We start from the raw sequence: 14,457 nt of genomic DNA, 5'->3' as shown, positions 1-14,457 counted from the left end.
CTTACCATTGTATAGAAAAACCTTATGAAACCAAAATTACTATTATCATTTAAAGCAACTGTTATTTGTACCTTCCTGTTTTCGGCACTTAGCTTTACGGCTAATGCGCAGGAAGTGATTACATTGCAAAAAGCGGTCGATCTGGCTTTGGAGCGTAACCTTACCATCAAACAGTCGCAGTTTACCGAGGCTTTGGATAATGAAACCTACAAACAATCCAAATATAACCAGCTGCCAAACTTAACTGCAGGTCCGCAGGCTTCGTTTAACTTTGGCCGTAATATCGACCCTTCAACCAACCAATTCATTAATCAGCGTATTTTTGCGTTAAACGGTACAATTCAAAGCCAGGCAACTTTGTTCCAGGGTGGGCAGTTACGCAATACTGTAATTCAAAACAAGTTGTTGCTTGATGCAGATAAAACAGCGACCGCTAAGGTTAGGAACGACCTGGTACTTAATGTAGTGACCACCTATCTGCAGGTATTAACCAACCAGGATTTGGTAAAAGCTGCACAGCAACAGATTGATATCTCAAAAATAACTTTGGATAGAGCTCAAAAAAACTTTGATGTTGGCAACCAAACACTGGCCGATCTGGCGCAGGCAAAAGCGGCAGGTTCAACAGCAGAGCTGAATTATACCAATGCCGAAAATGCGCTGGAGCTTTCCTTGCTTACACTAAAGCAATACATGGAAATGACCCCACAAACAGATATTACAGTTGAGAAACCAGATATCAGCAAACTAACAGATATAAAAACATTGTATAATGCCGAGGAGGTGTTAAAAACCGCAATGGCCGTTAACCCGGATGTGTTATTAGCCGAGCAAAGGGAAAAAGCGACACAGCAAGGTATAAAAGTAGCCCAGGGTAATTATTATCCAAGCGTTGTTTTGTTTGGGCAATTGGGTTCAAACTATTCTGATGCCCGTACTTTATTTGGTGGTGCTATCCCTACAGGCAGGGTAGATACAGTTGGCTTTGTTAATGGCAACCGGAGCCAGCCGGCAACATTGCCGAATTTTAAAGCAGTATATAACAAGTATCCGTTTTTTAAGCAACTAAGCGACAACTTTAACCAATCAATAGGCGTAAGCTTACAGATTCCGATATTTAACCGTTTTAGTGCACGCACATCGGTACGTAAAGCCAAAATACAATATGAAAATGCAAAGCTAACATCACAACTGGCCCGCAATAACCTGAGTAAAATTATTTACCAGGCAGTATTGGATGTAAAATCTGCCGAAAAATCGTATCTGTCTTCAGCCCAAACTTACCAGGCAAATAAAGAAGCATTTAATATTATACAACAACGTTATACCGTTGGCTTGGTAAATTCATTGGATTATAATACATCATTAACTAATCTTAATAAATCGCAGTTTGATATGATTGAGGCGCAGTACATGGTTGTATTCAGGGCCAAGGTTATTGATTATTACCTGGGCAATCCTATAACATTATAATTATAAAAATCTAAAACCGTAAATATCCAAACTCATTATCATGGGAAAAACTACTAAATATATTCTGATAGGGCTTGGCTCTCTGGTTGTTCTGCTGATCATACTTAAAGCGACAGGTGTAATAGGCAAGCCGGCTTTAACACAGGTGGCTACCGAAAAAGCTGATGTGCGCGTAATAAATGAAACAGTATCTGCCAGTGGCAAAATAAAACCACATATTGAAGTTAAAATAAGCCCCGAAGTTTCGGGCGAGGTAGTTGAACTACCTATAAAGGAAGGCGACGTGGTTAAAAAAGGACAATTGCTTTGTAAAATCAGGCCGGACATATTAAAATCTGGTTACGACCGCGCAATTGCATCATACAATACCCAAAAGGCAAGTGTAGGCAACTCCGGCCAGATGCTGAAACAAGCCGAAGCTACTTTTAACAACCAGGCTGGTATTTTTAAACGCAGCCAGGAGCTTTATAAAAACAAAGTGCTCACGGTATCAGAATTTGAAAATGCCAAGGCAGCGTTTGAGGGTGCAAAAGCATCATTTGAGGCTGCAAAGCAAAACGTTATTGGTTCGCAATTTGGTTTGGCTCAATCACAGGCATCAGTTAAAGAAGCTCAGGATAACCTGGCTAAAACAACTATTTACTCACCTGTAGATGGTGTAGTATCTAAACTTTCAATTGAATTAGGCGAGCGTGTCTTGGGTACCCAGCAATTTGCAGGTACCGAGATCATGACCATATCTGATTTGAGCAAAATGGATGTTAATGTTGATGTGAATGAGAACGATATAAACCGCATCTCTTTGGGCGATTCATCAAACATCGAGATTGATGCGTTTTTAGGCAAGAAATTTACCGGTGTGGTTTCTGAGATAGGAAGCTCTGCCAACGTAGTGGGCACAACTGCCGACCAGGTAACCAACTTTACCGTTAAGGTTAGGATCAATGCTGCATCATATGCAGGTTTGCTTAAAAAAACTGCTGATAACCCATCGCCGTTCCGCCCGGGATTAACAGCTACAGTTGATATTAATACCAACCAGGTTAAATCGTTATCTGTGCCAATTCAATCAGTAACTACCCGCGAGGAGAAAAAAGAGCAGAACGGTCCGCCGAAGAAAGATGATGATAAGAGCAAGCCGCAAATATCGCAACCATCTAAAGAATACGTTTTTGTGTTGAACGGCAACAAACTTAAACAAGTGCAGGTAACTACCGGTATTCAGAATGATACTTACATCCAGGTATTAAGCGGTCTTAAAAGCGGCGATGAAGTAGTATCGGCTCCGTATGCAGCTATATCAAAAACACTGGCCGATGGCATGGTGATTGAAAAGGTTGACAAAGGGAAGTTATTTAACGCGGATGCTAAACAGTAAAACATAACCTAAATTTTTATAACGAAGCCGCAACCAGTAAAGGTGCGGCTTTATTATTTATAAGGAAGTTTACGAAATGCCCTGTAGGTTCATTACCGCCTGATTTAAAAAATTAGGGATAAGAGTGTTTTGCGTAAGGGTGATCTTATCTGGATCGGCAAGGTGTTGCAGCATTTCTTTGTATTTCACATCGCCGTGCTCGTTTATAACTTCGTCCTTTTTTTCTTCTTTTAATAAAAGATTTCGCATGCCGTTGGCATCAGCTTCGGGATGAAACTGCGTAGAAAAAAAATACTCATTAAAACGGATGGCCATCATAGCCCGGGGAAGGTCAACGTGAGGGCGCTCTTTTTCCATAGCTACCAGTTGCATATCTAATTCCTTAAACCGTTTTTCGTTGGGGTTTATCACCTGCCAGCTGCGCGAATCCACAGCATAAAATGGTTCGGCAAGGCCTTCAAAAACAGGGTCGTTGAAGCCTTCAATAGTTTTATTAACCGGCAATACCCCAAATGATGGTGAACGGCGCGTATTAATATCACCCAATTCGTATTTACGGCACATCAGCTGGAAGGAGTGACATACAAATAGCGCATGTTTTTTATCTGTATTGTTTGATAAATTATGATCTTCCAGTTTGTCGGTCAATCTGAAATATTTCTTTTCCCATTCTGTGCCCTCATAAAGCGGATTACCGGGGCCTCCGCTTGAAATATAGATATCAAAATCGAGTCCTGGTACTTCGCAGCCCCTACGAACATCAAAAATTTTGTAGGTAATATTTAAATCGTGCTGTGTTTTGTACCTGTTTAAAATATCCTGGAAACCGCGCATACCCTCATTCGCTATCCCATCATACAGATCAAGTATGGCTACTTTTATTTCCGGTTTCATATGGCCCTCTAAATCTCCCCCGGTAAGGGAGACTTTTGTTTTTTTTTTAATAAATATAATATACAAGTCCTCCCTACCGGGAAGGTTTCGGCTGTCTATAGCCCCTTCAACGTTTGCGAGGTAATATAGTCAACCACGTCTTCAAAGTTATTATTTTGCTGGTAAACGGCCAACTGCCTGTCGGCGCCGGTGCCGTGTTCCAGTATTTTGTGTACGTATTGGAGGTCGTCGCGCGAGCCAAGGTCATCAACTACATCGTCAACAAAATCAAGTAATTCCAATATGAGCGACCGGGTATTTACTTCCATTTCTTTACCAAAGTCAATCATCTTCCCATCAATGCCATATCGTGCAGCGCGCCATTTATTCTCGTTAATAAGCGCCCGTGAGTAGGTAATGAACTTCATATTCTGTTGCCTGAGTTTATATAGCTTGGCGCACAGTGCCTGGAAAAGCGCAGTGAAAACAATTGTTTCATCAACCAGCATGGGGCAATCACAAATGCGGAATTCGATAGTTTCGAAAAACGGATGTACCCTGATATCCCACCAGATCTTTTTGGCATTATCAATACAATTGGTTTTTACAAGCAGTTTGATATAATTATCATACTCCTCAATGCTGCTAAAATAATCAGGAATGCCGGTGCGTGGGAATTTATCAAAAACCTTTGTACGGAATGATTTAAACCCTGTATTACGCCCTTCCCAAAAAGGCGAATTTGTTGATAGTGCGTAAATATGCGGCAAAAAGTACCTTACCTGGTTGGCAATATGAATGGCCATATCACGCGATTGAATGCCAACATGTACATGTAAGCCAAAAATAAGGTTTGAGCGGGCCGCATCCTGCATTTCATCCACTATCTCGAAGTAGCGGGGATGATCGGTGATCAGTTGGTGTTGCCAGTGCGAGAACGGGTGTGTTCCCGCAGCGCCAATACGCAGGCCGATATCACCGGCAAGTTGGGCAACCGTGGTGCGCAGTTTGCCTACTTCTTTGCGGGCTTCCAGGGTGTTTTTGCAAATATGAGTGCCTACTTCCACTACGGCCTGGTGCATTTCGGCCTTCACCTGGTCCTCATGGATCTTTTGCGCGCTATCCACAATTCTTTGCTCATGCGATTTTAGTTCCCTGGTAACAGGGTCAATCACCATAAATTCCTCTTCAACACCTAAGGTAAACTCGTTCATAATTGGTTAGGGTTATGATAGCAACGGATATAAAACCTTCAGTGTTCGAAAGATTTTTTCCGGAGGCTACTGTGTGTATCCATTTTATATATCAAAAACTGTCGTGTGTTGCGTTCGCAACAGGTGAAACAGTAAAAAATATTATCTATTTGATAGTTAGTAAATTATGAATTGTCATAAAATACAAAACGCAACAAAACCGCAACAGCAGAAGAAAAAGAGCGGCAATCAAGAGGCAAAACTTTAGGTTTCTAAACCGGGTGATTCCCCTATTTAACCGCAACTTTCCTCGTTCCCAAAGTAAGGGATCGCTAATTCACCAGCCCTTTTAATCGTTCGGCAAGGCGCTTGTCCCGGGAAGCCGATCCGACCAATTGGCGGGCGGATTACCTGGTTTAGATTACGCCTTCACCGCCTTCTTCGCCTTTACCACCTTCTCTTTCTTTACTTTACCGTCAGTCTCAATAGCATGATCAATCGTGCCTACAGATACATCTGCCTTGGCGGGTTTAGCTTTTTTAACACTTACCAATGGCGTTTTTGCTGCCGATGTTTTCAAATATTCGCCCCAGGTAAGGTTATCAATGCCGTCTTTTTGTTTTTTTGCGCGCTCTATAGCGTAATCGGCGGCGGTTTCTACCACCCATTCAAAGTTTTCCTGGCCTACGCTGGTTACTTCGGCATCGGGGGCCGGGTTGCAAAAATCAATAGCATAGGGAACCCCATCGCGGATAGCAAACTCAACCGTGTTAAAGTCGTAGCCCAAAAACTGGTTAAGTTTTATCACATAATCTTTAACCGTTTCCAATAATTTTTTTGATGCAGGCGCTTTGCCATGCTCGTAACGCAGGTGATGTGGGTTACGGGGCTCGTACTGCATAATGCGTACATGTTTGCCGCCAATACAATAACAACGGAAGTAATCATCAAAAATAACCTCTTCCTGCAGCATCATAACGTACTGTTTCGTTTGGTTGTATTTATCAAAAAAGTCTTCCTCGTTTTCCAGTTTATAAACCTCTTTCCACCCACCGCCGTCAAATGGTTTCATATAGGCCGGGAAACCCACATAGTTAAATATACCTTCCCAATCTAAAGGATAAGCAAGGTTACGGAATGACCTGTCGGTTGTATCATCAGGCAGATCTTTTGATGGCAGGATTACAGTTTTAGGTACCGGTACGCCAATTTTAACAGCCAGCGCGTTGTTAAAAAACTTTTCATCGGCACTCCACCAAAATGGATTATTGATAACGGCAGTACCGCAAATAGCTGCATTTTTTAATGCCGCGCGATAGAACGGCACATCCTGCGAAATACGGTCGACAATTACAGCGTAATCCAAAGGCTCGGCCTGCATTACTTTATCAATGCGGACAGACTCCGCCGAAATATTTTTCTCGGCCTTCTGGTTTATTCGATCCACAAATGCCTGTGGGAACGAATTTTCCTGTCCGAATAAGATGCCTATTTTTTTCATAGTGTTTTGTTTTAGGTTGCCGGTTGCGAGTTGCCGGTTTCCTGTTGTTTTTGTATTAGTGTAGATATTGTTGTTTCTGTCTTGATTACTGTCTTTTAACTCTTGATTCTATTTAATGGTTGATAAATAATGTGGAAACATTTCCTGCCATATCGGCCAGTCGTGACTGGCATTCGGGCGGATATCCAACCAATGGTTAATGCCTTTATTGTTTAAAATGTTTGATAGCTGAATATTATAATCTTTGCAGATATCATGTTCTGACGTGCCGAGGATAATGTTTATCTGCCATAATTCGCTACGATCGCTGCCTGGCAAATAATCTATCGGGTTGTTATAAAAAATATCATCATTGTAAAAACCATCGGTAAACATTTTAATATCAAATGCACCGCCCATCGTAAACAGGTGAGCCACTTTCTCCGGGTGTTTAAAAGCGAAATTGGCCGCATGATATCCACCGAAACTACAACCGGCAAGGGCTACTTTGCCTACGCCGGTTTCGTGCATAGCCCAGGGTGCCAGCTCATTAAGCAACATTTTATCGTACCAGCTGTAGTTACGTGCCCGGTCGGCCGCATGGATACCTTTGTCGTACCAGGTACGGTCGTCAAGTGTATCGGGACAGTAAATTTTCACCAAGCCTTCATCTACAAACCATTTCACGCTATCTATTAAGCCAAAATCCTTGTTTTGATGATAACGGCCTTTGGTTGTTGGGAATAGGATAACAGGAAAACCCCTATCGCCGAATACCAGCATTTCAACGTGTAAGTTTAAGTTGGGCGAGTACCAGCGGTGATATTTTTCTGTCAAAATGGTCGGTTTATGTTTTCAGAATGTAAGTTAAGCGGTTTAACTGAAAAAGGCAACTAACTGATAAATAAAAACATTAGCTTAATAAATTAAAAACATAGCGTACTTTTGTGCCCTTTAAATTTAACATAATATGTATTTGGGCTGGGCTGAAACTGAGATGGTGATAACCGAAAAAAATATAATTGTAACCTCCAAACTGCTTAACAGGGAAGTGATATGTACCCTTTTAATGCCCGATGAGCAGAAAATTGCAGAGCCCCTAAACCTGCTATTACTAAACGACGGCCAGGAGCTTGAAAACCTACAACTTACACAAACGCTTGAGCAGTTATATAACAGTAACCGCATAAAACCACTACTGGTTGCAGCCATACACGCCGGCGACGAACGCCTGCAGGAATATGGCGTTGCGGGCAAGCCTGATTTTAAAAAGCGTGGTATCAAAGCTGATATTTATACCCGGTTTATTATAACTGAACTGTTGCCACAGATTAAGGAGCAAACCGGTATCAACGATTTTGAAACTACAGCCTACGCCGGTTTTTCTTTAGGGGGATTATCGGCATTTGACATTTGCTTGAATAATGCGGATTTATTTGGTAAGGTTGGGGTGTTCTCCGGATCATTCTGGTGGAGAAGCAAAGATCTTACAAAAGGTTATACCGATAAAGACCGGATAGCTCATGCACTTGTAAGAGAAACCGAAGGCAAATCCAACTTGAAATTCTGGCTGCAAACAGGCACCAAAGATGAAGCCAGCGATAGGAATAAAAACGGGATCATAGATGCCATTGACGATACCATCGACCTGATTAAAGAACTGGAAGATAAGGGCTATACCCGTCCTGCGGATATACAGTATGTTGAAGTGGTAGGTGGCAGTCATAATACAGAAACCTGGGGTAGGGTTATGGGTAAGTTTTTGAGTTGGGGGTTTGGGAGGTAGAGTTTTTATAAATTAGCTTGAATTTACCTGGTCGCCACGGCGATCCTTTTTACCGGCTGATAATCTCCCAGGCTATTACCGAAAACCTGATTATTATCTCTGCCGATCAGCACTTTAAAGCCTATCCGGTTACCACCCTTTGGTAATAGAATTGTATAAATCTTTACCCATAACTTGACAACGCTTTAAAATCTCATATATTAACGTTACCTTTGCGCCAAAATCAGAAGAGCATTTTTCATGCAAAAAATAAGAAACATTGCGATCATCGCACACGTTGACCACGGTAAAACCACTTTGGTTGACAAAATTTTACACAGTTGCGCCATCTTTCGTGATGGCCAGGAAACTGGTGAATTAATATTGGACAACAATGACCTGGAACGTGAGCGTGGTATTACCATCGTATCAAAAAACGTTTCGGTAATGTATAAAGACGTTAAGATTAACATTATTGATACTCCTGGTCACGCCGATTTTGGTGGTGAGGTTGAGCGTGTATTGAAAATGGCTGATGGTGTGTTATTACTTTGCGATGCTTTTGAAGGCGCTATGCCTCAAACCCGCTTTGTAACCCAAAAGGCTTTAGCTTTAGGCTTAAAACCAATTGTGGTTGTAAACAAAGTAGATAAAGAGAACTGTCGCCCCGAAGAAGTTTACGAACAGATATTTGAATTATTCTTCAACCTTGAAGCTACTGAAGATCAGCTGGATTTCCCGGTTATCTACGGTTCATCAAAACAAGGCTGGATGAGCACCGACTGGAAAAAACCTACTGAGGATATTTTCCCGTTAATGGATGCTATATTAGCTAACATTCCTCCTGCGCCTATAGCCGAAGGTACCTTACAAATGCAGATCACTTCTTTGGATTATTCTTCATTCGTAGGTCGTATTGCTATCGGTCGTGTGGCTCGTGGTACTATTAAAGAAAACCAACCGGTATCTTTGGTAAAACGCGATGGCACTATCCAAAAATCAAGAATAAAAGAACTTTATACTTTTGAAGGTTTGGGTAAAGTTAAAGCTACAGAAGTAAGCTCTGGCGATATATGTGCGGTTGTAGGTATTGATGGTTTTGATATTGGCGATACTATAGCCGATTTCGAAAAACCAGAGCAACTGGAAGTTATCCATATTGATGAGCCAACAATGAATATGTTGTTCACCATCAATACTTCTCCTTTCTTTGGTAAAGAAGGTAAATTTGTTACCTCACGCCACCTGCGCGACCGTTTATACAAAGAGATGGAAAAAAACCTGGCGCTTAAGGTTGTTGAAACCGAATCGCCTGATTCATACCTGGTATATGGTCGTGGTATTCTTCACTTATCTGTATTGATTGAAACCATGCGTCGTGAAGGTTATGAGTTGCAGGTTGGTCAGCCACAGGTTATTGTTAAAGAGATCGATGGTGTTAAATGCGAGCCGGTTGAAACCCTGATTGTAGATGTACCGGGCGAAGTTGCGGGTAAAGTAATTGAGCTGGTAACACAACGTAAAGGTGATCTTTTAGTAATGGAACCAAAAGGCGATTTACAACACCTGGAGTTTGATATCCCTGCACGTGGTATCATTGGTTTACGTAACAACGTATTAACTGCCACAGGTGGCGAGGCTATTATGGCTCACCGTTTTAAAGCATATGAACCATGGAAAGGTCAGATCCCGGGCCGTTTAAATGGTGTATTGGTATCAATGGATACCGGTAAAACTACCGCTTTTGCAATTGATAAATTACAGGATCGTGGCAGGTTCCACATTGATCCGGGAGTTGATGTTTACGAAGGACAGGTATTAGGCGAGCACATCCGCGATAACGATTTGGTTATTAACTTAACCAAAGGCAAGCAGTTAACCAACATGCGTGCATCAGGTAGCGATACCAACGTTAGGATTGCACCTGCTATCAAATTCTCGTTAGAAGAATCAATGGAATACATCCAGGCCGACGAATACATTGAGGTAACCCCACAAAGCATTCGTTTACGTAAAATATTCCTTAACGAAAACGAAAGACGGATTAACGCCAAGAGATTTTCAAACCAATAATAAGGTTGGTAAATTATAATATTAAGCCCTTCGGTAACTCCCGGAGGGCTTTTCTGTTATTGGGAGGAACCATTCTTCCCGGGGATATTGTGCCCGAACTATCTCCTCTATCTCCATAAGGATTTTGTCCGGTATTTACTGTTTGATTTTTAATAGCAGGTTGTCAATAGTCCCATTAATGTCATCAGACAAATTTAAAAAGTAAACCGCCGGTAAATAAAGCGCGGTAATAAACGCGGTTCGTACCATGGTATCAATATAATAATTATGCAGGTGTGGCAGTATCCAAACTGACAGGTAATAAACTAAAACACCTGCTACCAAAGCCAGCAGGCATTGAACGGTAAAAGGCTGCATTTTAAAAGTTACCCAAATGAAAATATACCTGAAAAGGTTAAAAATAAAAACAGTAATTGCCGAAGCGATGCCAGATCCGGTAATACCATAAATGGGAATTAATATCAGGTTGGCTGCAATAATAATACCAACCAGCAACAGGTTAAACAAAGCCTCGTACCTGAAATATTTTGAAGTTGCCATGATAACCCCGTTTATACCTGTTGACGCCTCGATCAAAAAGCCGATGCTTACAAAGAATATAGCATACTTCCCCGCACTGTATGCCGGTGGAATCAAAGCGAAAATATTATCAATGCTTGCCCACATGAGTATAAATATAAATAGGGAGCTAATGAGTTGGGTAACACAGCTTTTTTCATAAACAGTACGGATATTTTGGAGATCATTGGTTTTAAATGACTCGGCCACTATGGTATAAGCAATGCTGTACAATGACCGGGTAGGAAGTGTAATGATCAATCCAAAGTTAAATGCAAGCATATAAATACCTGTGTTGCTTAATCCAAGCTTTTTAAAAATAATATAGTTGTCAACATTTTGGATAATTACAGGAGCGGTACCTGTTAGTATAGTAAAGAAGCAAATCCCTATCAGTTTATAGGCCATTTCCTTATTCAAAAACTCAAGATCAGGTTTAAGCGAAAATTGATTGTCTTTGATGAGCCTGATAATGATAAAAGCTGTAGGGATGAGATTTGCCACCAGCCAAAGCACCATAAATGCCCCGAAGTTTATCAGCTTAAAATAAATAAGCAACATAGGCACCAGTATAAATATTCTTTTGGTAAACTCCCGTAAAATAAGGCCGGTAGTCATGTTGTAAAGCATCCGGGCATAAAGGTCAAACACATTAAAAAACAGCGTGAAAATAGTAAGCGGCATCAGGTACCAATAATATGCCGCAAGCAGGGCTGATTTAGATAAGTTTTGTCCAACTATTTGATCTTTAAAAAGATATGCTATTAGTAAGAATAATATGGTACCCGCTAATGATACCATACAAGCTAAAAATAAATAGCCATGGTGGTTTTTTTCCTTGTTACGAAAGTATGGGAAATACCTTGCGGTACCATTAAAACCCAGGATAGCAAACTGGGCAAACATAAGCGGAGCAGAGGTTAGTATACCTATTAAACCAACTTGTGCAGCCGTTAGTGAATGTGGTAAAATATAGTTTGTGGAAAGAAAGCCAATGAACACACCCAGGTACGAATAGATGGAACCCTTAATGGTTTGTCGTTTTATTATGCCCATTCAGTAATATAACCGCTGTAATGTATGTTGTAAAATGATACTTTTGAATTGTACATGGCAAATATAAAATATAAAGTGTGTGTGTTAACGGTTACCTATGCAAATAGGTGGCAATTTTTGGAGCAGGTGCTGAAACGGGTACTTTCTTTGCATCAGGTTTCACAGGTTGTAGTGGTTAATAATGCCTCGGCTTATAGCGTGGATGAAAAGGTTGCCGGTCTTGAAAATAGCAAAGTTATCGTTTTAAATAATGCCGATAATATGGGCTCGGCGGGTGGATATAAACAGGCTATTGAATATGCTTACCTGCAAACCGATGCTGACATGATTTGGCTGCTGGATGATGATAACCTGCCCGATGGAAGTGCACTTGCCGGTTTACTTGCCAAATGGAATGAACTTGAGGTTGATAATAACAAAAAGGCACTTTATTGTTTACGCGAAGACCGGCTGCCGCATGTTAAAATTGCCCGTGGCGAAAACCCCGCCAGGTATTATTTAGTGCCCGATAACTTTATGGGCTTTAGCGTGTTTAATATTCTAAGAAATCAGTTTTATAAGAGGAATGATAAATTTGATAAGGAAGTTGATTATAAAGATAAAGTGATGATGCCTTATGTACCCTACGGTGGGTTACTGATGCATCGGGGGATGGTTGAATTAATAGGTTACCCCGATGAGCGTTTTTTTGTTTATGTAGACGACTCCGAATACACCTATCGCATTACTCTATCGGGCGCCACCATCTGGTTGATACCATCGTGTAAGGTTATTGATATAGATATGTCGCAGGGAATAAATTACCAGCCTAAAGCCTTTCATTCACATTTGCTGGATTTGTGGAGTTTCAGAACCTATTATGCCATACGTAACAGGATGTACTTTTATGTAAAGGTGGCGGTGCGGTCGCCCTTTGTATTTAAGCTGAATAAAGGATTGTACATGGGGTATTTATGGCTGATAAGTAAGCTGAGCGGCAAGCAAAGCGAATACCGCAAATTAGTATCGGCGGTTAATGACGGGCTTCAGGGCAAGCTTGGTAAAGCGTCGCCTGAAAAGTTTTAATAAGCAATAAAAGTTTTACCTTCGTAAATAATGCAGGAATCAATTATTGGCGGCGAATATAAAACCGCGTACGATCAATTTTATCAGAAACACGATGAAGCCTGGCGCATGCTTGGTGCCAAATACAAAGCGCAGCATATTATTGATGTATGCAAGGGCTTAACTTTTGCCAATGTACTGGAAGTAGGTGCAGGCGATGGCAGTATTTTAAAGATCTTGTCTGATAATAACTTTGCATCCGAGTACCAGGCAGTTGAAATTTCGGGTAGCGGAGTGGAGTACATCCTGTCGCGTGGTATAAAAAACCTGAAAGCTGCGCAGGTATTTGATGGTTATAAGCTGCCTTTTGCCGATGATAGTTTTGATTTGATCATCCTATCGCATGTGTTGGAGCATGTGGAGCATGAGCGGATGTTGCTGCGCGAAATAAAAAGAGTGGCAAAACGATGCGTTATTGAAGTGCCGCGTGATTATAAAAGCGGTGTTGATACCCGCATTAAACACTTTTTGGCATACGGCCACATCAATGTTTACACGCCAACATCGTTACGTTACCTGTTAGCTACCGAGGGTTTAGAAGTAGAGAAGGACCTTACCTCGATGATAGAGCCCGAGGTTACAAAATTTAATATGTACATTAATCAAAAGAAATCCCAAAGCCTTTTGAAAAACCTGCGTATAGCTACTGAGTTTAAGGTTAAACAGGCACTTGGAAAACTTATGGGAAAAAAAGTGAGCGAGCAATTTGCCAACGCTTATACCGTTCTGTGTAAAAAGGCCGCGAAGCAACCTGAATTATTTTGATTTTTCCAATAAATGCAAAAACTTGCCCCAATAGCCCTGTTTGTATACAACCGGCCCAATCATACGCGCCGTACCATTATTCATCTGCAAAAAAACGTTTTGGCAGATGAATCCCGTTTGTACATTTTTTGCGATGCAGCCAAAACTGAAGCCGACCGTGCTAAAGTTGATGAAGTAAGGCAATTGGCTAAAGAAACAACCGGCTTTAAATCGGTGAAAGTAGTCATGCGCGATAATAACTTGGGTTTGGCCGAATCCATTATCAGTGGGGTTACCCAATTGGTTTATGAATATGGCAAAGTGATTGTTTTTGAAGACGACCTGCTATCATCACCTTACACGCTCCAGTATTTTAATGAAGCGCTAACCCGTTACGCAAACGAAGAAAAAGTGATGCATATTGGCGCGTATATGTACAACCTGGAAGAAAAGGATCTGCCCGAATTGTTTTTTTATCGTGCTGCCACCAGTTGGGGCTGGGCAACGTGGGCGCGTGCCTGGGCTAGCTTTGAACCCGATATTGATAAACTTATAGCACAGTTTGACTCTTTAAAGATCCTTAAATTTTCGATTGAGGGCAAAATGAATTTCTGGAAACAGATCCAGGATTTTAAAGCTGGTAAAAATAATTCCTGGGCTATACGCTGGTACGCTTCTATATTTTTAAAGGGCGGATTAACTTTAAATCCTTCAAAATCCTTTATACAAAACATAGGTCACGATGGTAGTGGTGTACACC

The 14,457-nt window shown here is 41.2% G+C and carries 13 protein-coding genes; 8 read left to right on the top strand and 5 right to left on the bottom strand.

What is annotated here, in order from left to right; genetic code table 11:
* Nucleotides 1–24 precede the first annotated feature (24 nt).
* Nucleotides 25–1,473, top strand: a complete 1,449-nt coding sequence (locus AC1DQW_RS07885) for a TolC family protein (RefSeq protein WP_477453581.1) — start codon at nucleotides 25–27, stop codon at nucleotides 1,471–1,473.
* Between the two features lie 40 nt (nucleotides 1,474–1,513).
* Entirely contained in the window at nucleotides 1,514–2,851 is a 1,338-nt protein-coding gene (locus tag AC1DQW_RS07880; RefSeq protein WP_477405811.1) for an efflux RND transporter periplasmic adaptor subunit, read from the top strand.
* Between the two features lie 69 nt (nucleotides 2,852–2,920).
* Here AC1DQW_RS07880 and AC1DQW_RS07875 read toward each other — a convergent pair whose 3' ends face one another.
* From AC1DQW_RS07875 to AC1DQW_RS07860, 4 genes are all read right to left on the bottom strand, one after another.
* Nucleotides 2,921–3,745: a type 1 glutamine amidotransferase gene (locus AC1DQW_RS07875; RefSeq protein WP_477453580.1), complete on the bottom strand. Its 825-nt coding sequence runs from the start codon at nucleotides 3,743–3,745 to the stop codon at nucleotides 2,921–2,923.
* Between the two features lie 95 nt (nucleotides 3,746–3,840).
* Nucleotides 3,841–4,938, bottom strand: coding sequence for a carboxylate-amine ligase (locus AC1DQW_RS07870; protein WP_477453579.1), 1,098 nt, complete (start codon nucleotides 4,936–4,938; stop codon nucleotides 3,841–3,843).
* Between the two features lie 400 nt (nucleotides 4,939–5,338).
* Entirely contained in the window at nucleotides 5,339–6,418 is a 1,080-nt protein-coding gene (locus AC1DQW_RS07865) for an ATP-grasp domain-containing protein (RefSeq protein ID WP_477453578.1), read from the bottom strand.
* Between the two features lie 108 nt (nucleotides 6,419–6,526).
* Complete coding sequence (locus AC1DQW_RS07860; RefSeq protein WP_477413947.1) at nucleotides 6,527–7,234, bottom strand: alpha/beta fold hydrolase; 708 nt, start codon at nucleotides 7,232–7,234, stop codon at nucleotides 6,527–6,529.
* A gap of 160 nt (nucleotides 7,235–7,394) precedes the next feature.
* On the opposite strand from AC1DQW_RS07860, the gene AC1DQW_RS07855 reads away from it, so the two are divergent.
* The 3 genes from AC1DQW_RS07855 (at nucleotide 7,395) to typA (ending at nucleotide 10,235) form a co-directional block, all read left to right on the top strand.
* On the top strand, nucleotides 7,395–8,183 hold the full coding sequence (locus tag AC1DQW_RS07855; RefSeq protein ID WP_477453577.1) for an alpha/beta hydrolase: 789 nt from the start codon (nucleotides 7,395–7,397) through the stop codon (nucleotides 8,181–8,183).
* A gap of 17 nt (nucleotides 8,184–8,200) precedes the next feature.
* Nucleotides 8,201–8,329: a hypothetical protein gene (locus tag AC1DQW_RS07850; protein ID WP_477453576.1), complete on the top strand. Its 129-nt coding sequence runs from the start codon at nucleotides 8,201–8,203 to the stop codon at nucleotides 8,327–8,329.
* A 94-nt stretch (nucleotides 8,330–8,423) separates the two neighbouring features.
* On the top strand, nucleotides 8,424–10,235 hold the full coding sequence (typA, locus tag AC1DQW_RS07845; RefSeq protein WP_477413941.1) for a translational GTPase TypA: 1,812 nt from the start codon (nucleotides 8,424–8,426) through the stop codon (nucleotides 10,233–10,235).
* A 135-nt stretch (nucleotides 10,236–10,370) separates the two neighbouring features.
* Here the strand turns inward: typA and AC1DQW_RS07840 are convergent, their stop codons facing one another.
* Nucleotides 10,371–11,849 carry a lipopolysaccharide biosynthesis protein gene (locus AC1DQW_RS07840; RefSeq protein ID WP_477453575.1) on the bottom strand — a complete coding sequence of 493 codons (1,479 nt, stop codon included), beginning with the start codon at nucleotides 11,847–11,849 and terminating at the stop codon, nucleotides 10,371–10,373.
* 54 nt (nucleotides 11,850–11,903) lie between these two features.
* On the opposite strand from AC1DQW_RS07840, the gene AC1DQW_RS07835 reads away from it, so the two are divergent.
* The 3 genes from AC1DQW_RS07835 to AC1DQW_RS07825 all read left to right on the top strand — a co-directional run.
* Entirely contained in the window at nucleotides 11,904–12,914 is a 1,011-nt protein-coding gene (locus tag AC1DQW_RS07835) for a glycosyltransferase (protein ID WP_477453574.1), read from the top strand.
* Nucleotides 12,915–12,944: 30 nt separating this feature from the next.
* The gene (locus AC1DQW_RS07830) at nucleotides 12,945–13,718 is read left to right on the top strand and encodes a class I SAM-dependent methyltransferase (protein ID WP_477453573.1); all 774 of its coding nucleotides are present in this window, start codon (nucleotides 12,945–12,947) and stop codon (nucleotides 13,716–13,718) included.
* A gap of 12 nt (nucleotides 13,719–13,730) precedes the next feature.
* The coding region (locus tag AC1DQW_RS07825) for a sugar transferase (RefSeq protein WP_477453572.1) at nucleotides 13,731–14,457 on the top strand (727 nt) is incomplete at its 3' end.

This window comes from Mucilaginibacter sp. P5_A4 (assembly GCF_056400605.1).
Note: the sequence above shows the minus strand (reverse complement) of the source record. Positions and strands in the feature narration are given on the sequence as shown.